At 64.5% G+C, this 23,110-nt stretch carries 19 protein-coding genes and 1 pseudogene; 3 read left to right on the top strand and 17 right to left on the bottom strand.

Annotated elements, in window-relative coordinates; genetic code table 11:
- Positions 1-103 precede the first annotated feature (103 nt).
- The 13 genes from BEK68_RS16435 to BEK68_RS16375 form a co-directional block, all read right to left on the bottom strand.
- A complete protein-coding gene (locus BEK68_RS16435) occupies positions 104-1,543 on the bottom strand; it encodes a sodium:solute symporter family protein (RefSeq protein WP_004633256.1) in 1,440 nt (479 codons plus the stop codon).
- A gap of 230 nt (positions 1,544-1,773) precedes the next feature.
- Positions 1,774-2,403: an SAM-dependent methyltransferase gene (locus BEK68_RS16430; protein ID WP_009239136.1), complete on the bottom strand. Its 630-nt coding sequence runs from the start codon at positions 2,401-2,403 to the stop codon at positions 1,774-1,776.
- A gap of 23 nt (positions 2,404-2,426) precedes the next feature.
- A complete protein-coding gene (ubiB, locus tag BEK68_RS16425) occupies positions 2,427-4,004 on the bottom strand; it encodes a ubiquinone biosynthesis regulatory protein kinase UbiB (protein WP_009239137.1) in 1,578 nt (525 codons plus the stop codon).
- The gene (locus tag BEK68_RS16420) at positions 4,001-4,663 is read right to left on the bottom strand and encodes a ubiquinone biosynthesis accessory factor UbiJ (RefSeq protein WP_004633261.1); all 663 of its coding nucleotides are present in this window, start codon (positions 4,661-4,663) and stop codon (positions 4,001-4,003) included. Before BEK68_RS16420 ends, ubiB begins: the two co-directional genes overlap by 4 nt.
- Before the next feature lie 145 nt (positions 4,664-4,808).
- The gene (locus BEK68_RS16415; protein WP_027693098.1) at positions 4,809-5,855 is read right to left on the bottom strand and encodes a Tim44 domain-containing protein; all 1,047 of its coding nucleotides are present in this window, start codon (positions 5,853-5,855) and stop codon (positions 4,809-4,811) included.
- Between the two features lie 127 nt (positions 5,856-5,982).
- The gene (gene ubiE / locus BEK68_RS16410) at positions 5,983-6,714 is read right to left on the bottom strand and encodes a bifunctional demethylmenaquinone methyltransferase/2-methoxy-6-polyprenyl-1,4-benzoquinol methylase UbiE (RefSeq protein WP_004633265.1); all 732 of its coding nucleotides are present in this window, start codon (positions 6,712-6,714) and stop codon (positions 5,983-5,985) included.
- Between the two features lie 54 nt (positions 6,715-6,768).
- The gene (locus tag BEK68_RS16405; protein WP_004633267.1) at positions 6,769-7,185 is read right to left on the bottom strand and encodes a gamma-butyrobetaine hydroxylase-like domain-containing protein; all 417 of its coding nucleotides are present in this window, start codon (positions 7,183-7,185) and stop codon (positions 6,769-6,771) included.
- 31 nt (positions 7,186-7,216) lie between these two features.
- On the bottom strand, positions 7,217-9,061 hold the full coding sequence (locus tag BEK68_RS16400) for an ABC transporter ATP-binding protein/permease (RefSeq protein ID WP_009239139.1): 1,845 nt from the start codon (positions 9,059-9,061) through the stop codon (positions 7,217-7,219).
- A gap of 114 nt (positions 9,062-9,175) precedes the next feature.
- A complete protein-coding gene (locus tag BEK68_RS16395; protein ID WP_009239140.1) occupies positions 9,176-9,613 on the bottom strand; it encodes an HIT family protein in 438 nt (145 codons plus the stop codon).
- A 2-nt stretch (positions 9,614-9,615) separates the two neighbouring features.
- Complete coding sequence (locus BEK68_RS16390; protein WP_004633273.1) at positions 9,616-13,653, bottom strand: DUF3683 domain-containing protein; 4,038 nt, start codon at positions 13,651-13,653, stop codon at positions 9,616-9,618.
- 201 nt (positions 13,654-13,854) lie between these two features.
- Positions 13,855-14,436 (bottom strand): YqaA family protein, encoded by a 582-nt coding sequence (locus BEK68_RS16385; RefSeq protein ID WP_004633276.1) that lies wholly within the window; start codon positions 14,434-14,436, stop codon positions 13,855-13,857.
- A gap of 57 nt (positions 14,437-14,493) precedes the next feature.
- On the bottom strand, positions 14,494-15,741 hold the full coding sequence (locus tag BEK68_RS16380; protein WP_009239141.1) for a nucleoside recognition domain-containing protein: 1,248 nt from the start codon (positions 15,739-15,741) through the stop codon (positions 14,494-14,496).
- A gap of 31 nt (positions 15,742-15,772) precedes the next feature.
- The gene (locus BEK68_RS16375) at positions 15,773-16,690 is read right to left on the bottom strand and encodes an ion channel (protein ID WP_009239142.1); all 918 of its coding nucleotides are present in this window, start codon (positions 16,688-16,690) and stop codon (positions 15,773-15,775) included.
- A 142-nt stretch (positions 16,691-16,832) separates the two neighbouring features.
- Here BEK68_RS16375 and ilvA point away from each other — a divergent pair, with 142 nt between their 5' ends.
- The 3 genes from ilvA (at position 16,833) to BEK68_RS16360 (ending at position 20,723) form a co-directional block, all read left to right on the top strand.
- The gene (gene ilvA / locus BEK68_RS16370) at positions 16,833-18,353 is read left to right on the top strand and encodes a threonine ammonia-lyase, biosynthetic (RefSeq protein ID WP_009239143.1); all 1,521 of its coding nucleotides are present in this window, start codon (positions 16,833-16,835) and stop codon (positions 18,351-18,353) included.
- Positions 18,353-19,189: an NADPH-dependent 7-cyano-7-deazaguanine reductase QueF gene (queF, locus tag BEK68_RS16365; RefSeq protein ID WP_004633285.1), complete on the top strand. Its 837-nt coding sequence runs from the start codon at positions 18,353-18,355 to the stop codon at positions 19,187-19,189. Before ilvA ends, queF begins: the two co-directional genes overlap by 1 nt.
- Positions 19,190-19,412: 223 nt before the next feature.
- A complete protein-coding gene (locus tag BEK68_RS16360) occupies positions 19,413-20,723 on the top strand; it encodes an acetate kinase (protein WP_009239144.1) in 1,311 nt (436 codons plus the stop codon).
- Between the two features lies 1 nt (position 20,724).
- Here BEK68_RS16360 and BEK68_RS16355 read toward each other — a convergent pair whose 3' ends face one another.
- The 4 genes and pseudogenes from BEK68_RS16355 to BEK68_RS16340 all read right to left on the bottom strand — a co-directional run.
- A complete protein-coding gene (locus BEK68_RS16355) occupies positions 20,725-21,261 on the bottom strand; it encodes a hypothetical protein (RefSeq protein WP_004633289.1) in 537 nt (178 codons plus the stop codon).
- A 45-nt stretch (positions 21,262-21,306) separates the two neighbouring features.
- Complete coding sequence (locus tag BEK68_RS16350; RefSeq protein ID WP_004633291.1) at positions 21,307-21,990, bottom strand: C39 family peptidase; 684 nt, start codon at positions 21,988-21,990, stop codon at positions 21,307-21,309.
- 16 nt (positions 21,991-22,006) lie between these two features.
- Positions 22,007-22,441: a hypothetical protein gene (locus tag BEK68_RS16345; RefSeq protein ID WP_009239145.1), complete on the bottom strand. Its 435-nt coding sequence runs from the start codon at positions 22,439-22,441 to the stop codon at positions 22,007-22,009.
- Positions 22,442-22,565: 124 nt separating this feature from the next.
- Positions 22,566-23,110: pseudogene (locus BEK68_RS16340) on the bottom strand (hypothetical protein); the annotation flags it as partial.

Here is a 23,110-nt window from a genome sequence, read left to right as displayed (position 1 = left end):
TTGAATTATAAACCCTTTCGAGGGAATTCCCGACCGCAGATTCGGAGCGGCCGATGGCGATGCGCGACAAAGTGGCACACCGCGCACGCCCGCAACGAGACGCTCAGGCTTGCGTGACCGCCTTGGTGGTCGGCGCGCGGTTCGCGATCCACTGTGGTCCGAGAGAGCCCAGGACCATCGCGCCAAAGCTGGCAAGGAGGCCAACCAATTGTGGCGGGAGCATCGCATTCGGCTGGAACGCTTCGCACCAGATCCACGCCGCGAGGCCCAGGATGATGGCCAACAGACCGCCCTGCTTGGTCGCGCGCCTCCAGAACAGGCCAAAGGCCAAGGGCACGAACGCGGCCACCAGCGTCACCTTGTAGGCGCTTTCGACCATGTGGAAGATCGACAGATGCGAGTTCAGCGCAAAGAGCGTCACCAAGACCGTGAACGTCAGCACCACTGCCTGCATCACGCGCAGGAAACGCTTGTCGTCCATGTTGGGCAGCAGCGGACGCAGCACATTTTCGGCGAACGTCACGGAGGGCGCCAGCAGCGTCGCGCTCGCGCAGCTCTTGATGGCTGAGAGCAGCGCACCGAAGAACATCACCTGCGCGAAGATCGGCGCATGCTGCAGCACCAGGTTCGGCAAGATCATCTGCGAATCGGTATCGATGTATTTCGCGACCATCTCCGGGTCGATGAGCGTGGCCGAATACGCTAGGAACATCGGCACGAACGCAAACATGAAGTACAACACGCCGCCCAGCACCGACGCCGTACCGGCGATGCGCTCGGTGCGCGATGACGTTACCCGCTGAAACACGTCCTGCTGTGGGATCGAGCCGAGCATCATGGTGATCCACGCCGTCACAAAGCCGATGACCTCGATCGGGTTGAACGCCGGCCAGAACGAGAACTTGCCCGAAGCCGCGGCGTGCGCCACCACCGCGCCCACACCACCGGCCTGGCCCGACACTTCCCAGCCAATGTACAGCATGCCGATCACGATGATGATCATCTGGATGAAATCCGTCACCGCCACCGACCACATGCCGCCAAACAGCGTGTAGACCAGCACGCTGCCCGCGCCGATCATCATCCCGAGGTCTTGCGAAACCGCGCCGTCAGACACGGTGTAGAACACCAGCCCCAGCGCCTTGATCTGCGCTGCCACCCAGCCCAGGTACGATACGACGATGCACAGGGTGGTCAGCGTTTCGGCCACGCGGCCAAAGCGGTTGCGATAGAAGTCACCAATGGTGAGCAGGTTCATCCGGTACAGCGGCTTGGCAAAGAACAGACCCACCAACACCAGGCACAGCGACGAACCGAACGGATCGGCCACCACACCGTGCAGGCCATCCTTGAGAAATTCCGCGGGAATCCCGAGCACCGCCTCGGAGCCGAACCAGGTGGCGAACACCGTGGCGGTCACGACGTAGAACGGCAGACTGCGGCCAGCCACGGCGAAGTCGGCGGTACTGCGCACGCGCAGTGCAGCCCACAGGCCGATCCCGACCGAAATCACCCAGTAAACAATGACAAACCAGATCAGCATGGCAGCGCGGAAAGAAGCAGGAAAACCCATGGTGGCCCGGTTTTGGGCCCAGGGGTGCCGGGCAAAGTGGCCGGATTATAGCGATGGGACTGCGCGCCGGGGCATCGGTGCGACCACGAATGCCGCCCGGTTTGCCAGATTCTTGGGCGACGGCCCGCAACGGGCGCCAGTAGGCTTTTTGTTGACCACGGCTCATGTTGCTTCGCACCAACACTGACCGGGTAGACAGATCAATCAGCGCGGCGCCGCCAGACTTGCCAACGCTCGCGCCCGGCAAACACCGGAATCGAGTCGGTCTCGGCGATCGGCATATCGCTGATGCGTTCGAACGCAGGCGACAGCAGCGCATCCAGCTCAGGCTGCGTGGTCTCGAACGGCGGCCCCTTGGGCATCGCCTCACGGCCTTCCACCACGGCAAAGAAGCCCGCAAGCAACCCGCGAGGCGGTAGCAATTTCGCCACCTGCGCGGCGTAGTCGGGCCACAGCCGACGCGGCATCGCACACAGAAATGCGCGTTCGTAGATCCAGTGCACCGGGCGAGGCGGCGAAAAGCGGAAGAAATCGGCCAATTGCACCACGTCGGCGTGCGGGCCCAGCACGGCCCTGGCCGATGCCACGGCACTCGGTGCAAAGTCGATCGCCGTAACCGGCCAACCGCGCTCGGCCAGCCAACCGGCCTCGTAGGCGTTGCCGCAACCGGGGATCAACGTGGAAAGCGGCGCAGGCTGCGCTTCACAGAATTGCCGGAAGGCGGCGGGCACACCGGCCGCGTCCCATGGGGTGTGCTCGCGGGTGAAGCGCTCGTCCCAGAAGGCGGGATCGGCGGCGTCACGGGATTGGAAGACGGGCGGTTGGGCCATGGCGCTGGGAAAGTGAAGGCGGATCAGTAACGGGCCATCCAGGCCAGCACATGCGTCGCGACAATGCCGACTGCGAAGCCACCAACGAACAGCAGAGCGGCAGACAACAGCCGGTTCGTGCGCTTTTGCTCGGCAAGCAGCGCGGTGAGCGCCGCAGTTTGCGCATTGCCGTCCTCGCGGGAGTGGCGATCCAGAATCTGGTGCACCAGACGCGGGAAGTCCGGCAGCTTGTTGGCCCATTGCGGCGCCTCGACCTTCAGGCGCTCGACAAAACCGCGCCAGCCGATCTGCTCGTGCATCCAGCGCTCGAGGAAGGGCTTGGCCGTCTTCCACAGGTCCAGATCGGGATCGAGCTGGCGCCCAAGGCCTTCCACGTTGAGCAGCGTCTTCTGCAGCAGCACGAGCTGCGGCTGCACTTCCACGTTGAAGCGGCGCGAGGTCTGGAACAGTCGCATCAGCACCAGGCCGAGCGAGATCTCGCCCAGCGGCCGATCGAAATACGGTTCGCAGCATGCGCGGATGGCGCCTTCCAGCTCTTCCACGCGCGTCTCTTCCGGCGCCCAGCCGGACTCGATATGCAGCACCGCCACGCGGTGGTAGTCGCGCTGGAAAAACGCCAGGAAGTTCTGCGCGAGGTAGTTTTTGTCGAACTCCGACAGCGCCCCGACGATGCCGAAATCCAGCGCGATATAGCGGCCCAGCGTCTCGGGTGCCACGCTCACGAGGATGTTGCCCGGGTGCATGTCGGCGTGGAAAAAGCCGTCGCGAAAGACCTGCGTGAAGAAGATCTCCACGCCGTCGCGGGCGAGCTTGTGCATGTCGACACCGGCGGCACGCAGCTCTTCGGTGTGCGAGATCCGCATGCCGTGCATGCGCTCCATCACGAACACTTCAGACGTGCACCAATCCCAGAACACCTCGGGCACCAGCAACAGATCGGACTTGGCAAAATTGCGGCGCAGCTGGCTGGCGTTGGCCGCCTCGCGCATCAGGTCCAGCTCGTCGTGCAGGTACTTGTCGAACTCGGCGACCACCTCGCGCGGCTTCAGGCGCTTGGCGTCGGCCCACAGCTTTTCGATCCAGGTAGCGAGATCCCGCATGAGCGCGAGGTCGCTGTCGATCACAGGCAGCATGCCCGGGCGCAAGACCTTGACCGCCACCTCGCGACCATCATAGGGGCCGCCGCGCAACGTGGCGAAATGCACCTGTGCAATCGACGCGCTCGCCACGGGGTGATGATCGAAACGATGGAACAGCGCCGAGAGCGGCTTGCCGAGCGATTTCTCCACGATGGCGGCGGCCACCTTCGGGTCGAACGGCGGCACACGATCCTGCAGCTTGGCCAGTTCGTCGGCCACATCTGGCGGCAGCAGATCGCGCCGCGTCGACAGCACCTGCCCGAACTTCACGAAGATGGGCCCAAGCTGCTCCAACGCCAGGCGCAGGCGCTCGCCACGCGGGAGTTTCGGCTTGCGGCCCAGCGTGAGCAGCCAGACCAGCGCGCGAATGCGGCGGCTCTTGAAGCCCGACAACGCGAGCTGATCCAGCCCGTAATAGAGGATGACGAAAACGATCTTGCCCAGCCGGAAGAAGCGCGTCATGCCGATTCACCCTGACGTGCGGTCCGGGTGGCCGGTCGCGGGAGCTTTTCGAGCCGCTCCAGCCGTTTGACCAGACGCGCTTCGGCGTCACGCAGTGCGGCCACATCGGCGGCGAACTGCGCAAGGCGCGCATGGCGCACCAGCGTCGGTTGCTCATCGGTCAGGTACGACGCCACCGATTCCGCCAGCGAACGGCTGACGCGCGTGGCTTCGGTGCGGGCGGCCTGGGCGCCGCTCACCATGCGCTGCGCGATCACGTCGCCAAACACACGCGAGAGGTCTTCGGCCGCATCCCAGCGCAGGTTGCGCAGCAGTGTCGACAGTACGTTGGCAAATTCGGCCTCGCCCTCGATGCGCACGTGCTTGAGCACGGCGGCCTGCCCGCCCGTGGCGTAATCGCCGGCAGCGGCCGCGAGCGGCACGACAACGGTCACAGCCGGTTCAACATCAGGCGCGGGAGCGGTCACCAGGCCGGCGGCGTCCACCTGCAACGTCATCGACATGGGCGCCAGGTCAAAGCGCGCCACGCGGCCTGCGAAGGGCCGCAACGTCTCCTGCGCCCAGGGCTCCTGGCGCAGCAGATGGTTGAGCGCGAGCAGCAGCGGCTGCATCAGCACGAGCGGAAACGAAGACGGAGACGAAGTGGCTGTCGAGGACATGCGGTGACGGTGCGCAAAAACAGCAAGAAAGCAGCAAAAAGCGGGCTAGCGGCGGGCAACAAAAAGGGCCCGAACCAGACGGTCGGGCCCTATTTTACGGGGAATGTTGAAACGGCCGTTTGCGCCGCTTCAAGTTGTTACGGCATCACTGCAACTGCTGAATACCCGCCAACACCCAGCCGCCTGCGCCCTGCGTCGGCTTGGTCAGGTTCCAGACCTCGGCAAAGGGCTGTGCAGGGGCGTTGGCTTCTTCGCGAATCATGCCGGAGAAGCGCACGCTCGCGAGGTACTCGGCGGCCTGCGTTTCGATGCCCAGCATTTCGGCTTCGACCGAGACCACGTCGGTCTTGTTGGGCGAAGTGCCGCGGTCGGCCAGGTCCATCTTGATCTCGGCAAACATCTCGGGCGTGGTGAACTCCCGGATGTCGTTGAGATTGCCCGCGTCCCAAGCGGCCTGGAGGCGGATGAAGTACACCTTGGCGTTGCGCAGGAAGGCTTGCGTGTCGAAATCTGCCGGCACGCCCCACGGCTGCTGCGGTGCGGCTGCAGCAGGCTGAGCGTTGACGGCCTGCGCGCTCGCAGCCGAACCACCCAGGTTCCACGACTGTGCGGCGGTTGCCGCGCCGGCGCCGAGGCCCGACGTGTTGCCGGTGTTGAGCGATGCGGCCGCCGGAGCAGAAGCCTGCGGGGCCGGTGCGGCAGGTTGCGGCACGTACGGTTCACGGTCGCCGCCCAGCGACGGGCCACCCGTGGCATAGGCAGGGCCTTGCGGACGGCTGCCGCGGACCTTGCGGATGATCCACATCACCACAAAGGCGACGAGTGCGATCAGGATTAGGTTCGACAGCAACGAGGCGAGGCCCGCGCCCAGACCGAACTTCGACAGCAGATAACCGATACCCAGACCGGCAGCCAGGCCGCCCAGCATGCCGCCCCAGTTACGTCCGGGCTTTGCGGCCGGTGCGCCCGGAGCCGGTGCGGCCGGTGAAGGTTGCGCGGCCGGTGCGGCCTGCTGTGTCGGCGACGGCGTTGTGGCCGGCGGCGTCTGTTGGCGTTGCGTCACGGTGGACGACTGCTTGCCGATGCTGCGGCTGCCACCCATGCGCTTGGCGTTGGCATCGATTGCCGTGCCCAGTGCGAGCGTCGCGACCAGCGCGCCCGCCATCAATTTTCCACCCCAGTGCAAACTCATCGCTGTCTTCTCTCCAGTCGCAGTGACGCCATTAGATGAAGACGTCAACGCCGAAATTCAATGTGAAGGATCGTGGCATATCGCCGCAGCGCGCTGCATCGCCCATCTGGTGGAACCACGAAAACACCTAGAGGCGACGGCCGACGTGCAGAGCCACGACACCTGCTGTCAGATTGAAGTATTCGACCGAGTCCAATCCGGCCTGTTCCATCATCTGCTTGAGCGTTTCCTGATCCGGGTGCATGCGGATGGACTCGGCCAGGTAACGATAGCTCTCGGGGTCGCCCGCCACTTTGCTGCCCAACCAAGGTAGCACCTTGAACGAGTACACGTCGTAGGCCTTCTCCAGTGGCTGCCACACCTTGGAGAACTCCAGCACCATGACCTTGCCCCCTGGCTTCACCACACGACGCATTTCCGCGAGCGCGCGATCCTTGTGCGTCATGTTGCGCAAGCCGAATGCCACTGTCACCACATCGAAGTAAGCATTCGGAAAGGGAATGTGCTCGGCGTCGCACAGGGCGGTGGGGGTGAGCACGCCAGCATCGAGCAGCCGGTCACGGCCGACGCGCAGCATCGACTCGTTGATGTCGGTCAGCCAGACCTCGCCGGTCGGACCTGCCTGGCGCGCGAAGGCCTTCGCCAGATCACCCGTGCCGCCAGCGATATCGAGCACCTTGTAGCCCGGCCGCACTGCTGCCTGGGCAATGGTGAACATTTTCCACACGCGGTGCAGGCCGCCGGACATCAGGTCGTTCATCACGTCGTACTTGCTCGCGACGGAATGAAACACGCCGGCAACCTTGCCGGCCTTTTCCTGCTCATCGACCTGCTGGAATCCGAAGTGGGTTTGGCTCATGACAGAAAGGGATGCGGATGCAGCGCACAGGGGCGCCGCGAAATGAATCGGGAATCAGTGACTGTGGCCGCAGGCGTGGCCGGCGTTCTCTGCCATCGGAGCGTCGCGGTCGACGCCGGCAGCAGCCAGGCGATCGAGATAGGCCTGCCACAGCGCGCCGTGCTCAATGCCGAGGCGGTACAGGTAGGCCCAATCGAAGATGCCGGAATCGTGGCCGTCGGAGAACAGCGGCCGGATCGCGTAATTGCCCACCGGCTCGACGCCGACGATGCCCACCTCGCGCTTGCCGGTCTGCAGCACTTCCTGGCCGGGCCCATGCCCCTGCACTTCGGCCGACGGCGACAGCACGCGCAGGTATTCGAACGGCAGGCTGAACTGCTTGCCATCAGCAAAGGCGATCTGTAGCACACGCGATTGCGTGTGCACGGTGATGCCGGTGGGGTGCGGGGTGTCGGCGGAAAGTCCAGCCATGAAAACGTCTCGTCGAGTCAAAAACGGTGTTTCAGGAAGCCGCCAGCGCCATGTGCGCAGGCTCTTCCACCACCCGATAGCTTACCGCAGTCAACGGATCGCCCTCGGGGATGTAGCGCAGGCGGCGATGGTGGAATCGTGCCACGGTGCTGCGGTGCGCCACGCTGACAATCGTCACATCAGGCATCGATTCGAGCATCAGGCTGTACATGAAGGCCTCGGTGTCTTCGTCGAGCGCGCTGGTGGCCTCGTCGAGGAAGAGGTAATCCGGGCGCTGCAGCAACGCACGTGCAAAAGCGAGGCGCTGCTGCTCGCCCGGGGACAGGCGCAGGCTCCAGTTGCTGACCTCGTCCAGCAGATCAACCAGTGCCGGCAACCGGCATGCGTTCAGCACCTGGGTCAGACGCTCAGCGGTGTACTGGGTGGCCAAATCCGGATACGACAGCGCATCGGCCAGCGTGCCCGACGGCAGGTAGCTGCGCTGCGGCAGGAACAGTACGCGGGCATCGTCCGGCACCTCGATGCGGCCACTGCCATACGGCCAGATGCCGGCCACGGCGCGCACCAGCGTGCTTTTGCCGCAGCCCGACGGGCCGCTGACGAGTACGCGCTCACCGCGTGCGAGCGTCATGTCGAAGGGTTCGACCAGCAAGTCTTCGGGCTTGCGGTTCGGCAGGTTCAGCGCGAGGCCGCGGGCTTCGATGGCGGGTACGGCGGCGGTTTCGACCTCGACATCGCGCACGCCGGCGCGGTGCTCCTCTTCTCGCTCGGCGGCGCGGATGGCGCGCTGGAATTCGATCAGACGGTTGGTGGAGGCTTTCCAGGTGACGAGCGTGCGGTAGTTCGTGACAAACCACGACATCGCATCCTGTACCTGGCCGAACGCCGTGGCGACCTGCATCATTCCGCCCAGCGTGAGCGTGCCGCCAAAGTAGCGCGGCGCCGATACCAGAAAGGGAAAGATGATGGCGAACTGCGCATAGCCGGAGCTGGCGAAAGTCAGGCGCCGCGTGTAGTCCATCAACTGGTTCCAGTTGGTGCGGATGCGTTCGAAACGGCCGCGCAGGATGGCTTTTTCGGTCGGCTCGCCGCGGTACAGGGCAATGCTCTCGCTGTTCTCGCGCACGCGCACGAGCAGGAAACGGAAGTACGCCTCGTAACGTTCCTGCTGGAACGACAGCCCGATCAGCGGCCGCCCCACGAAGTGGATGATGACCGAGCCCACGATCGAGTACAGCAGCGCAAACCACACCATGTAGCCGGGAATCACGAAGTCGTGGCCGCCCAGGCTGAACGCCAGCGGCCCCGACACCGCCCAGAGGATGCCGAAGAACGACACCAGCGTGACAGCTGAATTCAGGAAACCCAGCGCCAAGGTGAGCGTCGCATCGGTGAAGTTGCGCAGGTCGTCGGCGATCCGTTGGTCGGGGTTGTCAGCGCTGTGCGTTTGTTCCAGGCGGTAGAACGCCTGCTTGCTGAGCCAGTCGTCGAGGAAGCTACCGGTGATCCACGTCCGCCAACGCATCTGCAGCATCATCGAGTAGTACAACCGCATGATGGAGCCAAAGATCAGCAACGCGGCAATCCATGAAAAGCGGCCCAGTTGCGTCCAGAATTCGCCGTAGTTCTTCTGCTCGAGCGCATTGTAGAAAAGCCGGTTCCAGTCCGTGAACAGCACGTTCATGTAGACCAGAAACAGGTTCAGGGCGACCACCAATGCAAGCAGCCCCCAGGCCTTGTGGCGGTCTTCCGAAAACCAGTACGGGCGGATCAGCTGCCAGGTCTCCGAGAGATTGAGCCGTCCATGGTGAACGGTCAACTCGGAGATGGAATCCTTGTGGGAATCGGGCGTGGCGGCGGTGCGCGGTGTCGTCATGGCGAGGGCGTTGGCGCAACAGAAAGAGAATCAGACGTCGTGCGCGCCACGGGGGTTCCGCACAGGACGCGGCGATGCATTATCAGGGTTCTCCGGCGCTACCGCCGACCGGGCTCACGCGTCGGCTAGCGCCGCTTGGAGTGCGTACGACAGCGCCGGCAGCTTGGCCGTGATCTCGGCCATGCGCTCGTTATCGGGCGCGCGCTGCTCGGGCCCCCACACGGCTTCTGGAAAATGCGTGTCCCACCGATAGCGCGGGATGACGTGCCAGTGCAGATGCGGCACGAAATTGCCGAAGCTGGCCAGGTTGATCTTGTCCGGGGCCAGTTCGGCGCGCAGCACACGCTCAACGCGGGAGACGAGTTCCATCAGCCAATGGCGATCGTTATCGGACAAATCGGTCTGTTCGGCCACGTGGTCGTTCCAGATGACACGGCAGAAACCCGGAAAGCGCGCGTGCTCGACCAGCACCACGCGCGCTTTGGCGTTACGCCAGACGGGCTCGCCGCCGTCCGCCTCGCATAGCGCGCAGCCGGGCGCCCGTTCGGTCATCGTCACACCAGAACCCGCTCGATGCCGCCGGCATTGGCCTGTGCAACGTAGTCCTGCAGCCAGGTCTCGCCGAGCACGTGACGCGCCATCTCGACCACGATGTAGTCGGCCTGCACCGAAACATCTTCGGTGTACCGCGACAGGCCCTGCAGACACGCCGGGCAGCTCGTGAGGATCTTCACGTCGCCGTTGAACGCCTCACCGCCCTGGCCGCTCGTCTGGCCAAGGCTACGCAGCTTGTCGGCCCCCTTCTGCATCTCCTCTTCCTTGCGGAAGCGGACCTGCGTGGAAATGTCGGGGCGCGAAATCGCCAGCGTGCCCGACTCGCCGCAGCAGCGATCGTTCTTCTCGATCGCGTGGGTCTGGCCATCCGCGCCGATGTTGCCGCCCATCAGCTGGTTGACCAGCTTGGTGGGGTCCATGGTCTTGATCGGGGTGTGGCAAGGGTCGTGGTACATGTACCGCGTGCCTTGCACACCGTCGATCTTCACGCCCTTCTCCAGCAGGTATTCGTGAATGTCGATGATCCGGCAACCCGGGAAGATCTTGTCGAATTCATACCCGGCCAGCTGGTCGTAGCAAGTGCCGCAGCTCACCACCACCGTCTTGATGTCGAGGTAGTTGAGCGTGTTGGCCACGCGGTGGAACAGCACGCGGTTGTCAGTGACGATCTTCTCGGCCTTGTCGAACTGGCCGGTGCCGCGCTGCGGATAACCGCAGCACAGGTAGCCCGGCGGCAGCACCGTTTGCACGCCGGCGTGCCACAGCATTGCCTGCGTGGCCAGGCCCACCTGCGAGAACAAGCGCTCCGAGCCGCAACCCGGGAAGTAGAACACCGCCTCGCTATCTGGCGTGGTGGCCTTCGGGTTGCGGATGATCGGGACAATCTCGTTGTCTTCGATGTCCAGCAACGCGCGCGCGGTCTTCTTGGGCAGGTTGCCCGGCATCTTCTTGTTGATGAAGTGGATCACCTGCTCGCGCACCGGCGGCTTGCCCACCGTAGCGGGCGGACGTGCGGTCTGCTTCTTGGCGAATTTCTTCAGGATGTCGTTGCCCAGACGCTGCGCCTTGTAGCCCCAGTCGAACATCACCTTGCGCGTGAAGTTGATGGTCTCCGGGTTAGTCGCGTTCAGGTAGAACATCGCCGCTGCGGTGCCGGGGTTGAACTTCTTCTGCCCCATCTTGCGCAGCAGGTTGCGCATGTTCATCGATACATCGCCGAAGTCGATCTTGACCGGGCACGGCGTCACGCACTTGTGGCAGACCGTGCAGTGGTCGCCCACGTCGGCAAACTCTTCCCAGTGTTTGACCGACACGCCGCGGCGCGTCTGTTCTTCGTACAGGAAGGCCTCGATGAGCAGCGACGTGGCGAGGATCTTGTTGCGCGGGCTGTACAGCAGGTTGGCGCGCGGCACGTGCGTGGCACACACCGGCTTGCACTTGCCGCAGCGCAGGCAGTCCTTGATCGACTCCGAGATGGCGCCGATGTCGCTCTGCTGCATGATGATCGACTCGTGCCCCATCAGGCCGAACGACGGCGTATAGGCGTTGCGCAGGTCGGCGGCCAGGCCTTGCGGGTCATTGATGTCGCGCAGCAGCTTGCCCTTGTTGAAGCGGCCGTTCGGGTCGACGCGGCGCTTGTAGGCAGCAAAGTCGGCGATCTCTTCGTCGGTGAGGAATTCCAGCTTGGTGATGCCGATGCCGTGCTCGCCTGAAATCACGCCGTCCAGTGAACGCGCCAGCGTCATGATGCGGGCCACCGCTTTGTGGGCGTCCTGCAGCATGTCGTAATCATCCGAGTTGACGGGGATGTTGGTGTGCACGTTGCCGTCGCCGGCGTGCATGTGCAGCGCGACGAACACGCGGCCGCGCAGCACTTTCTTGTGGATCGCCTGCGCCTCGTCGAGGATCGGCTTGAACTCGCCGCCGTTGAAGATTTTGCGCAGCTCGGCACGGATCTCCGCCTTCCACGACACGCGGATCGTCCGATCCTGCAGCAGGTGGAACAGGTTGGCGTCAGGCTGATTCACCAGACGGTCATCGATGGTCTGCGCGAGGTAGCCCAGGCCAACGCCGATGAGGCTCGCGCGCGCCGTGGTAACGGGCGTGTCCAGATGATCCAGCAGGTATTGCCAACGTGCACGCGTGGCACGCAGCAGTTGCTGCGCCTGTTGCACGCGGTCTTCCAGCAGTTCGGCGCTGGGGATCTCGTTAGCGTCGTCGGTGCGGCCCAGCGGCAGGTTGCTGCCGGCAAAGAAATCGAGCAGCGCGTCGGTCAGCTTGAGCTTGCTCTTGATCGAGAGCTCGATGTTGATGCGCTCGATGCCGTCGGTGTACTCGCCCATGCGATTGAGCGGAATCACCACGTCTTCATTGATCTTGAAGGCGTTGGTGTGCTTGGCAATCGCTGCCGTGCGCGAGCGGTCGAGCCAGAACTTCTTGCGTGCCTCGGGGCTTACGGCCACGAAACCTTCGCCGCTCTTGCCGTTGGCCAGGCGAATCACCTCCGACGTGGCGCGCGCCACGGCGTCATCGTCATCCCCGACGATGTCGCCGATCAGCACCATCTTCGGGAACGCGTTGCGCTTGCTCTTGGTGGCGTAGCCGACCGCGCGCAGGTAGCGCTCGTCCAGGTGTTCCAGGCCCGCGAGGATCGCGCCGCCGGGTTTCTTGGTCTCGGCGTCGAGGTAATCCTTGATCTCGACGATGCTCGGGATCGCGTCGCGTGCCTGGCCGAAGAACTCCAGGCACACGGTGCGGATCGACTTGGGCATGCGGTGCAGAATCCAGCGCGCGCTGGTGATGATGCCGTCGCAGCCTTCCTTCTGCACGCCGGGCAGGCCCGCCAGGAACTTGTCGGTGACGTCCTTGCCGAGGCCTTCCTTGCGGAACTTGCGGCCTTCGATGGTCAGCGTCTCGGTGCGCAGCAGCTTGGCGCCGACCGGCGCGTTGCCGTCGAACCACTTCAGCTCGAAGGTGACAACCGGCGCATCGTGGATCTTGCCCAGGTTGTGATTGAGGCGCGTGACTTCGAGCCAGTTGCCGTCCGGGTCAACCATGCGCCACCAGGCGAGATTGTCCAGCGCTGTGCCCCACAGCACCGCCTTCTTGCCGCCCGCGTTCATGGCGACGTTGCCGCCGATGCACGACGCGTCGATCGAGGTCGGGTCCACGGCGAAGACGAGGCCGGCCTTTTCCGCCGCATCGGCCACGCGTCGCGTCACCACGCCGGCGCCCGAATAGATGGTCGCCACGGGGTGGTCAACGCCCGGCAGGTCGGTCATCTCGACCGCATCCAGGCGCTCGAGCTTTTCCGTATTGATGACGGCCGAGAATGGCGTGAGCGGCACGGCGCCGCCGGTGTAGCCGGTGCCGCCTCCGCGTGGGATGATGGTCAGACCCAGCTCGAAGCAGCCCTTGACGATACCGGCGATCTCTTCTTCCGTATCGGGCGTGAGCACCACGAACGGATATTCGACCCGCCAGTCGGTGGCGTCGGTCACGTGCGACACGCGCGACAGGCCGTCGAACTTGATGTTGTCCTTGGCGGTGACGCGGCCGAGCACTTTCTGGGCGCGGCGGCGCAGGTCGTACACCTGAGCGAATTCTTCCTGGAACGCCTTGACGGCGCGACGGGCATGCACGACCAGTTGCTCGACCTTGCTGGCGCGCTCGTCACCCACGGGGTCGTGGTGCGAATCGTGGTCGGCCACGCGGCGCTTCTCGATCTCCGCCAGGCGGTGATTGAGTGCGTCGATCAGCATCTGCCGGCGCTTCGGGTTGTCGAGCAGGTCGTCCTGCAGATATGGGTTGCGGCGAACTACCCACACATCGCCCAGCACTTCGTACAGCATGCGTGCCGATCGGCCGGTGCGACGCTCGGCCCGCAGTTCGTCCAGAATCTGCCACGCAGACTCGCCCAGCAGACGGATGACGATTTCCCGATCCGAGAACGAGGTGTAGTTGTAGGGAATCTCGCGCAGCCGGGGCGCAGCGTCCTGCGCCGTGAGTTTGGCGTCGATCAGAAGTGGGGCATTCATGGCGTGCCGCTCGGGAGGGAGGGCGCGGCAAGGAGGGCTCAAGCCGCGCGGTCTTTAAAGGGCGATTGTACTGCAACGCGCGCCGTTGATGCGTCGCAGCAACGGTATCCCTGCCGGTGATATGGGCGGCAAAACCATCGCGTTTTCAATGGCTTGCGAAAAGCGCAGGCCTGATCGAGTGCGCCGAACGCCACGCAAACGTCACATCATCACGCTCTTGATCCAGCCCAGGATGCCGTGCCAGAAGCCGTCGGGCAAGGTCATGAGCGCTGCTGTCATCGCCAGATAGCGCAGGAATTTGCCGATCGCCATGTACATGACGCTCGGCCAGAACTTCAGGCGCAGCCAGCCGGCCAGCGTGCACAGCGGATCGCCGATGCCCGGCAGCCACGACACCAGCAGCGACACCGGCCCGATGCGGCGCATCCAGCGGAAGTACTTCTTGTCGAGCGGAGGTTCACGGTGGCGCTTGGGGTGCGGCACGTGATGGGCGTGCTCGACGTTGTGCTGCCGGCGGCGGCGCCCCAGGTGGTAGCGCACCAGCGCCAGCTTGGCCGCGTAGCCCATCCACCAGTCGACCACGCCGCCCAGCGTGTTGCCGAGCGTGGCGACAATGATGGCCGGCCAGAACATCTCCGGATTGAGCTTGATGTAAGCAAACACGGCGGGCTCTGAGCCCAGCGGCAAGAGCGTCGCCGAAATGAAACTGACGACGAAGATGGCGGGCAGCCCGACCTTTGGCAGGGCGAGCGTGGCAAAAAGCGTGTCGATCCACTGTTCCATGCGATCGATTGTAGAGTGCGAGCGGCCGCGGCGTCGCTTGGGGGCCGCCCTAGCCGGTCAGGCGAAGAACAGGTAGGCAACAAGCACGGCGCCGATCAGCCCGACCAGGTCGGCCCACAGCCCGCAGGCCAGCGCGTAACGCGTGTCCTTGATGCCGACGCTGCCGAAATACACGGCCAGCACGTAGAACGTGGTCTCGGTCGAGCCCTGGATGATGGCGGCCAGCTTGCCCTGGAAGGAATCGACGCCGTAGGTGGTCATCACGTCGACCATCAGGCCGCGCGCGCCGGCGCCCGACAGCGTCTTCATCAGCCCCACGGGCAGCGCCGGCACAAAGCGCGTGTCGATGCCGAGGTGCGTGAACAGCACGGAAAGCCCCTGCATCAGGAAATCCATGCACCCCGCCGCGCGAAACACGGCGATGCCCACGAGCACCGCCACCAGATACGGGACGATGCCGATCGCCACCTGGAAGCCGTCCTTGGCGCCATCGACAAAGGTTTCGTAAACGTTGATGCGGCGAATGGCCCCGCAGACCAGGAACGCCACGACAATGGTCAGGATGGCACCCGCGCCGATCAGGCCGATCCACGCCGCCATCTGCTGCGGCGGAAACTGGCGCAGCCACGCAAACAGCAACCCCATCGTCGCGACAAAGCCCCCGAAATACGCCAGCAGGGCAGGCTTGAACAGGTTGATCCGCTGATACCACGCCACCGCCGCGATGCCCGCGCAGAAGCCGATGAACGTGGACAGCAAGGTCGGCAGGAAGATGTCAGCCGCATTGAAACCGACCAGGCCCTGCTTGACGGCCATGGCCTGGCGGATGGCGATGACGGAGGTGGGCACCAGCGTCACCCCCGCTGTGTTGAGCACCACGAACATCAACTGCGCATCGCTGGCGCGTTGCGGCTGCGGATTGATCTGCTGCAGCTCGCGCATGGCCTGCAGGCCCAGTGGAGTGGCGGCGTTATCCAGCCCGAGCACGTTGGCCGACACGTTCATCATCATCGCGCCGTTGGCGGGGTGGCCGGCGGGCACGGAAGGAAACAGGTGCCGCATCAGCGGGTTCACGAGGCGCGCGAACAGATCGACCACGCCGGCGCGCTCGCCCACGCGCATGATGCCCAGCCACAGCGCCATCATGCCGGTCAGGCCGATCGCGATTTCGAAGCCGGTGCGCGCGGCATCGAACATACCGGTCAGCATGCGGGAGAAGACTTCCATGTCGCCCTGCACCACCTGCACGCATGCGGTAACGAAGGCGACGAGAAAGAAGGCGAGCCAGACGAGATTCAGGGCCACGGGGGTTGCGCGTTGGGATCGGACAAGCCGGTCATTGTGCCTGCGGGGGCGTCTCGATCGGGTGGATCAGGTGGAAGTTGTCGTAGTCGACCGATGTGACGCCGCTCTCGTCGCGGATGAGGTCGGCATAGCGATGGTTCCAGCGGATCTCGTCGTGCCGCCAGGAATAGCGTGCCTGCACGGTCTGCGCGGCGGTCTCGTCGGCGCCCTCGATGGTCAGCAGCAGCAAGGCATCACCCGCCGCAAGCGATTCCGCGGTGGCGCCGTGCAGCGGGCTGGCTTCATCGATGACATGCATCATCACCCAGCCCAGCAGGAAGATCGGGTGCTCGCTGCGCTCAAGTTTCAGGTCGTGGATCTTGTAGATCGCGTAGCCCTCGGGCGAGACCTCGTCCTGCATCAGGCGCAGCCGGGCGGTGGCCTCGGCGATGACGTTCTGGCGCGCATTGGCGGCGCGCAGCATCAGCGTGGATTTGCCGTTGAGCGGCCGCACAACAACGTTGCGCGCAAACATGATCTTGGCGCGCGGGCGAGAGAAGCGGGCAAACACCAGGCCCGTCGCCATGGCAATGCCCGACATGCCGATGAAGATCTCCAGCGTGGCGATGACGTGGGCGTAGAGCGTTTGCGGGTGCATGTCGCCGTAGCCGACGGTGGCCAGGGTCTCGACGCTGAAGAAGAACGCCCCCACGAAACCCGGCGGCGACTGGTTCGCGATCGCGCCGTCGCCGAGCGAATACAGCCCCGCGAATACGGCATTGAGCGCCAGGAACAACGTGGCCAGCAACGCAAAGAAGGTCGGCCAGTTGACCTCCAGCGCGTGGTGATAGAGGTCGCGCCAGCCCAGCGGCGGCATGCCGTAGGCGATGACGTGCTGCGTGCCGGACCAGACTTTGCGGCCCCGGCGCGCGCGCCCGGCACGCCCGGAGGAAGACGACGGGGTGTTCATGGAGGCCTCTCGCCGATGATGCGCCGTGCCCGCCCGGGTACGGCCGGGGCAGTGTACCGACCGGCACGCCAGTCCGGCAAGGCGGGCCAGGCGCCGCGTGATAGGCTTACGGGCTCTGTTCACGTCCAACCCGGTCCGCACCATGGCCATCGATTACCTCAAGAAAATCCTGACTGCGAAGGTCTATGACGTCGCGGTGGAAACCGAGCTGAAGTTCGCGCCCAACCTGTCAGTGCGCACCGGCAACCGCGTCTACCTCAAGCGCGAGGATGACCAGCCGGTGTTCTCGTTCAAGCTGCGCGGCGCCTACAACAAGATGGCCTCGCTCACGCCGGCCGAGCGCAAGCGCGGGGTAATTACGGCATCGGCGGGCAACCACGCGCAGGGCGTGGCGTTCAGCGCGGCGCGCATGGAATGCAAGGCGGTAATCTGCATGCCAGTGACGACGCCGCAGTTGAAGATTGACGGCGTGCGCTCGCGCGGCGGCGATTGGGTCGACGTTGTGCTGCACGGTGAAAGCTATTCCGACGCCTACAACCACGCCGCCAAGCTGCAGGAAAAACATGGCTACACCTTCGTTCACCCGTTCGACGATCCGGAAGTGATTGCCGGCCAGGGCACGATCGCCATGGAAATCCTGCGCCAACATCCGCAGCCGATCCATGCGATCTTTTGCTCGATCGGTGGCGGCGGGCTGATCTCGGGCATTGCGGCCTACGTGAAGGCCGTGCGACCGGACGTCAAGGTCATCGGCGTGCAGAGCGTGGATTCCGACGCGATGGCGCGCTCGGTGGCCGCCGGCAAGCGCGTCGAACTGAAGGAGGTGGGCCTGTTTGCGGACGGCACGGCGGTCAAGCTGGTGGGCAAGGAGACTTTCCGCCTCACGCGCGAACTCGTCGACGAGATCATCACCGTGGATACGGATGCCATCTGCGCGGCGCTCAAGGACGTGTTCCAGGACACGCGCAGCCTGCTGGAGCCGTCGGGCGCGCTGGCGCTGGCCGGCCTCAAGCAGTATGCCGAGACGCACAAGCTGAAGAACGAATCGCTCGTGGCCGTGGCGAGCGGGGCGAACATGAACTTCGACCGCCTGCGCTTCGTGGCCGAGCGCGCCGAAGTGGGCGAGGCCCGCGAAGCCGTGTTTGCCGTGACGATTCCGGAAGAGCGCGGCAGCTTCAAGCGCTTCTGCGAACTGGTCGGCTGGTCGCGCAACGTGACGGAGTTCAACTACCGCATTGCCAGCAAGGACGCCGCGCATATCTTCGTGGGCGTGCAAATTGCGTCGCGCGCAGAGGGCGACAAGATTGCCGAGAACTTCCGCAAGCACGGCTTCCCGACACTGGACCTGTCGAACGACGAACTGGCCAAGCAGCACATCCGCTACATGGTGGGTGGGCGTTCGCCGCTGGCAGAGAACGAGCATCTCTACCGCTTCGAGTTTCCTGAGCGGCCAGGCGCGCTGATGAAGTTCCTCTCGAGCATGAGCCCGAACTGGAACATCAGCCTGTTCCACTACCGTAACCAAGGCGCGGATTCGAGCAACATCCTCGTCGGCATCCAGGTACCGAAGAACGAGAAGCGCGAGTTCAAGGCGTTCCTCGCCACGCTGGGCTATACCTATTGGGACGAAAGCGAGAACCCCGTCTACAGCCTGTTTTTGTGATGAGCAACCAACCCGAACATTCGCCGCTGGGCAAGACGTCCGCCTACAAGACGGAGTACGACCCGCACCTGCTGTTTCCGATTCCGCGCCAGGGCAAGCGCGACGAGATCGGCCTCGCCGCCGGCACGCCGCTGCCCTTCTTCGGCGTGGACCTCTGGAACCTGTACGAGCTGTCGTGGCTGAACCTGCGCGGCAAGCCGCAGGTGGCGCTGGGCACCGTGATCGTGCCGGCGGATTCGCCCAACATCGTTGAATCGAAGTCGTTCAAGCTGTATCTGAATTCGTTCAACCAGACGAAGGTGGCGTCGCACGAGGCGCTGCAGCAGTTGATCCACCACGATCTGTCGGAAGCATGCGGCGCGCCGGTGCAGGTGCGCATCGTCACGCAGGAAGAGTTCGCGCGGCAGAAGATGGGCGAACTCGATGGCCTGCTGCTCGACCGCCTGGACATCGAAACAGATGTCTACCAGCCCACGCCCGAGCTGCTACATGCCGATGAGGAAGAAAGCCCGGTGGAAGAAACGCTGGTGTCGCACCTGCTGAAGTCCAACTGCCTGGTGACGGGCCAGCCGGACTGGGGCAGCGTGCAGATCCGCTACGTGGGCGCGCCGATCAACCAGGAAGCGCTGCTGAAGTATCTGATCTCGTTCCGCGAACACAATGAATTTCACGAGCAGTGTGTGGAGCGGATCTTTACCGACATCCTGCGCCAGTGCCGCCCGGTCAAGCTGGCCGTGTATGCGCGCTACACACGTCGCGGCGGGCTGGACATCAATCCGTTCCGCACAAACTACAACACACCGTGGCCGGACAACTTGCGCAATGCACGTCAGTAAGCGCTGACGTTGGGCAAAACACGCAAGGCGCCTTCGGGCGCCTTTTTTCTTGCCCGAGCGATCCACCAAACGGGCATTTCGGCCTCGTCCGTTTTGTGGACGCCAGCGCCCTATCGTTTCCCGCCCGCTCGCCTATAGTGGTATCCGCAGTACGCCGCCCGGGGGAAATCGTGAAGGGCCCATCCCCTTTCGTGGACAGGGCGCTCTCGACAGGGACATTGCCATGAAGAACGCACCATGGGGGCCGCTTCGCGCGGTTGCGTGCGCATGCCTGCTGCTGTGCGGCAGGTCGGCACTTGCACAGACCAACGAGCCGGTGGACGACAAGCCACCCAGCCTGGAAGCGCTGCAGCGCGAGCTTGTCGATACGCAGGCGCGCCTGCAGGAGCTCAAGCGCTCGATCCAGCAACAGGAAGCGCATCTGCGGCACATGCGGCGCGCGCTCGGCATGAGTGAGGGCCGACTCGACACCGTGCGCGGTGCCGGTGCTCCCGGCGCGGCCGGCGACGCCGTGGAACTCGCGCAGAACGACCAGCCCGGAACCACGCCTGTCGGCAAACCGCCGGAGCCTCCTGACCGGCCGCCACGCATCGCGCAGATTTTCGACGAGCCCAGCGCACTCACACCGCCGGGCAAGGTTGTTGTCGAGCCGTCATTTCAGATGGCGTATTCGTCGTCGGACCGCGTGGCGCTGGTGGGCTACACCATCATCCCCGCGCTGCTGATCGGGCTGATCGACGTACGGCAGGTGAAGACCACCACGCTGACCGGCACGGTGGCGATGCGCTACGGCCTCGCGCGGCGCTGGGAGCTGGAGGCGCGGGTGCCCTATGTCTACAGCAAGAGCGACACCGTCAGCCGCGAGCTGTTCACCGGCACGGCGACGGACAACGCCTTCAGCTCGCACGGACACGGCATCGGCGACGTGGAGCTGACTGCGCGCTACCAAATCAATGCAGGCGGGGTCGACAAGCCGTTCTACATCGGCTGGCTGCGCTTCAAGACGCGCACCGGCAAGGATCCGTTTGAAGTCACCACCGATTGCGTGACACGCTGTGTGAGCAATACCACGGGCACCGGCCTGCCTCTGCAACAGCCGACGGGCTCGGGCTTCTTCGCCGTACAGCCAGGGCTGACGTGGCTGTTCCCGACGGACCCGGCGGTTTTCTTCGGCAGCATCAGCTACCTGCACAACTTCGAGCGCAAGGACGTCAGTCTGAACCTGGTGGACGGCTCGAAGCAGTTCCTGGGCAACGTGAAGGCCGGCGACATCATCGGCCTGAACTTCGGCATGGGGCTGGCGCTGAACGAGAAGGCGTCGTTCTCTATCGGCTACGACCAGAGCATCATCGGGCCGACCACGCAAAACGGCCAGCGCGTGCCGGGTTCTGTGCGCACGATTCTCGGCACCTTGCTGGTCGGCTATTCGTACCGGCTCTCACCCAAGATGGCGCTGAACCTGTCGGTGGGTGCGGGCCTGACGCGTGACACGCCGGACCTGACCGTCACGCTGCGCCTGCCGATCCAGTTCTAGCTCAGTGCAGCATGGTGACGACGTTGGCCAACGCGCCTTGCAGCACGTTGGAGAGATTCATCTGACGGAACTGCGGCAAGCTGTTGACCGCCGCATTGATGGTCGTCACCGCCTGCAGCGTCTGGTTGTTCAGGCTGTTCTGGATGACCGTGGCTGCCGCTGCCCCCCCCGTCGCCACATCGGGCGGAGCGACATTGTTTGGACCGTTCTGCACGATGTTGACCGTATTGACCACCGAGGCCAGTTGCTGCGCCTGCGTGGTCGTCATGCGTGCCACATCGGGAATATTGACCGATGCACTCGCCACCAGGTCGCCGTTGATGAAGACCGCACGGTCGATGCCGAACGAAATGCGCAACCCCGCGAGCGAGGGCACATCAAACCCGCCGCGCATGTCGTCGAGCTTGTCTTCGGACACGGCCTGCCAGGCATGGACCGGATTGTTGTCCATGCCGCCCATGCCGGCCGCACACGCATGCCCGGCCGCAGCCAGCGCGAACCATCCAGCGGCCCACGCCACCTTGCCAAACCGCTTCATGATGCCCTCCTGCCCGACTACCGGAATGTCGCGCGCCAACGATGCTCAGAAGTCGGACGGACCATGCTTGGGAACGACGATGTTTCCCAGGCCGCTGCGGTCCATGCCTTCCTCCAGCGGTGCACGCGGTGCCACGCGCCAATCCGATGAGGCGTTGAACGTCGCCCCCGCCTCGCGGTTATGGACAACGAACAGCAAATGGTTGTCCCACATGCTCTCGAAACTCGCACGCGGAATCGCACGCGTGCCCATGGCCGGATCGCCCACCAGCACACGCCCTTCCTGTACGCCCTTGACCACCACAAAGTGGTGATAGCCGTTCTCGGTCAACAACACGATGGCCGGCAGGTGGGCGCCCTTCAATGCATCCAGCGGCTGCTCGAAACCATCGGCCTCAAAGCCCAGAGATGCCAGATAGCGTTTGATGTCGAGCAGCGAAAAGCCTTCTCGCCGGATCTTCTCCTGGTTGCCATGCTCGTACATGGCCTGGAACACGGTCTGCTCGCTCACCGGATAGCCGTACTGATACGTGAGCAGTGTCGCCACCGCAGCGGACCCGCAACTGAAGTCGAAACGCTGATGCACGGTACGCAGATAGCGCGCGGCCTTCATGCTCGTCACCGGCATGGCATACGTGCCGCCGCCCGTGCCGAGCATGTCGATCGTGCCCGCCAACGCGGGCCCGCAAATCAGTGCCACCAGCACTGCTCCGAACGTCTTGCGCATCATTCCGCCCTTCTCAAGCTCAAGGCCGGAACTGCACGTTGACAATGGTGGCGTTCTGGATCAGCACGTTCGCTCCGCTGTTCTGGATGACCGTGGGGATCCCGCTGGCATTGGCAAACGAGCCGTCGCGCACGATGTTCGACCCCGTCGCCACGTTAATGGCGGCGTTGTCGCTCACCGTGCCCGACAGGCGCGCTTCATTGACGGTCTGGTAGAGATCCTGCGTGCCGCCGCGATAGCTGTCGAGCCGATCTGCGCCCACCGCATGACCGAGCCCAGGCACCGACATGGCCGCGGCGGCCGGGGGACGCACCGCTTCCGTGCTGGCCACCTGCGCACCGTCTGCAATTGGCGCATCGTTCGCTGCCGTTGCTGCTGCCGCCGGCCACGCCACCAGGCCGCACGCCAACCACCATGCTGCCCACCCTGCTGTGGTTCTTCTGTCGGATCGCATCAAACGTCTCCTATACGCTCCAACTGCGGGCCGGACCACGGATGCAGTCCGGCCCCATCCACCGTCATGCGCTGAGCATCATCGCTCGCGCAGCGGCACTTCCCCGCTCATGCCCGATACCGGGCTACTTGCCCACGTTCAGGTTGGCCTGCACGTTGATGCTTTGCTGGATGAGGGAAGCGAAGCCGCTGTTCTGGCTCGCCACCATCACACCAGCTGCGGATTGACCGACGCTGGTCATGGCGTTGGACATGTTGAACGTGCCTGCGTCCACCATGACCGTGCCGCCTGCACCGCCGGTGCCACCCACCGCACCATTGCCGACGCCACCATTGCCGACACCGCCTGCACCACCAGCCGCACCCACGGCGCCAACGGCACCATTGCCTGCCGTGGACGATGCTGCGCCGTTGGTCGCGCTGCCGTTCGTGGAAGTACCGCCTGCACCGCCAGTACCGGCCACGTTGGTAGCGGCCCCACCTGCCGCGCCTGCACCACCTGTGCTGGTGCCGGTGGCCGTGCTCGTTCCAGTGCCTGCGCCACCAGACGCGGTAGAGCTGCCACTGGTGCCGGTGCCGCCGGCCGCGCCGTTTCCGCCGGCCGCGGCTGCTGCGCCACCCGTTGCTGAGCCTGAGCCATGATGGTGATTGGCGTCACCGCCATTGGAGC

Origin of the sequence: Ralstonia pickettii (assembly GCF_001699815.1) — a bacterium.
Classification (GTDB): Bacteria; Pseudomonadota; Gammaproteobacteria; order Burkholderiales; family Burkholderiaceae; genus Ralstonia; species Ralstonia thomasii.
Note: the sequence above shows the minus strand (reverse complement) of the source record. Positions and strands in the feature narration are given on the sequence as shown.

Coding starts and splice junctions, on each gene's coding strand:
- BEK68_RS16435 (WP_004633256.1), bottom strand. CDS start 1,543: ATGCTGATCTGGTTTGTCATTGTTTACTGGGTGATTTCGGTCGGGATC.
- BEK68_RS16430 (WP_009239136.1), bottom strand. CDS start 2,403: ATGGCCCAACCGCCCGTCTTCCAATCCCGTGACGCCGCCGATCCCGCC.
- ubiB (WP_009239137.1), bottom strand. CDS start 4,004: ATGACGCGCTTCTTCCGGCTGGGCAAGATCGTTTTCGTCATCCTCTAT.
- BEK68_RS16420 (WP_004633261.1), bottom strand. CDS start 4,663: ATGTCCTCGACAGCCACTTCGTCTCCGTCTTCGTTTCCGCTCGTGCTG.
- BEK68_RS16415 (WP_027693098.1), bottom strand. CDS start 5,855: ATGAGTTTGCACTGGGGTGGAAAATTGATGGCGGGCGCGCTGGTCGCG.
- ubiE (WP_004633265.1), bottom strand. CDS start 6,714: ATGAGCCAAACCCACTTCGGATTCCAGCAGGTCGATGAGCAGGAAAAG.
- BEK68_RS16405 (WP_004633267.1), bottom strand. CDS start 7,185: ATGGCTGGACTTTCCGCCGACACCCCGCACCCCACCGGCATCACCGTG.
- BEK68_RS16400 (WP_009239139.1), bottom strand. CDS start 9,061: ATGACGACACCGCGCACCGCCGCCACGCCCGATTCCCACAAGGATTCC.
- BEK68_RS16395 (WP_009239140.1), bottom strand. CDS start 9,613: ATGACCGAACGGGCGCCCGGCTGCGCGCTATGCGAGGCGGACGGCGGC.
- BEK68_RS16390 (WP_004633273.1), bottom strand. CDS start 13,653: ATGAATGCCCCACTTCTGATCGACGCCAAACTCACGGCGCAGGACGCT.
- BEK68_RS16385 (WP_004633276.1), bottom strand. CDS start 14,436: ATGGAACAGTGGATCGACACGCTTTTTGCCACGCTCGCCCTGCCAAAG.
- BEK68_RS16375 (WP_009239142.1), bottom strand. CDS start 16,690: ATGAACACCCCGTCGTCTTCCTCCGGGCGTGCCGGGCGCGCGCGCCGG.
- ilvA (WP_009239143.1), top strand. CDS start 16,833: ATGGCCATCGATTACCTCAAGAAAATCCTGACTGCGAAGGTCTATGAC.
- queF (WP_004633285.1), top strand. CDS start 18,353: ATGAGCAACCAACCCGAACATTCGCCGCTGGGCAAGACGTCCGCCTAC.
- BEK68_RS16360 (WP_009239144.1), top strand. CDS start 19,413: ATGAAGAACGCACCATGGGGGCCGCTTCGCGCGGTTGCGTGCGCATGC.
- BEK68_RS16355 (WP_004633289.1), bottom strand. CDS start 21,261: ATGAAGCGGTTTGGCAAGGTGGCGTGGGCCGCTGGATGGTTCGCGCTG.
- BEK68_RS16350 (WP_004633291.1), bottom strand. CDS start 21,990: ATGATGCGCAAGACGTTCGGAGCAGTGCTGGTGGCACTGATTTGCGGG.
- BEK68_RS16345 (WP_009239145.1), bottom strand. CDS start 22,441: ATGCGATCCGACAGAAGAACCACAGCAGGGTGGGCAGCATGGTGGTTG.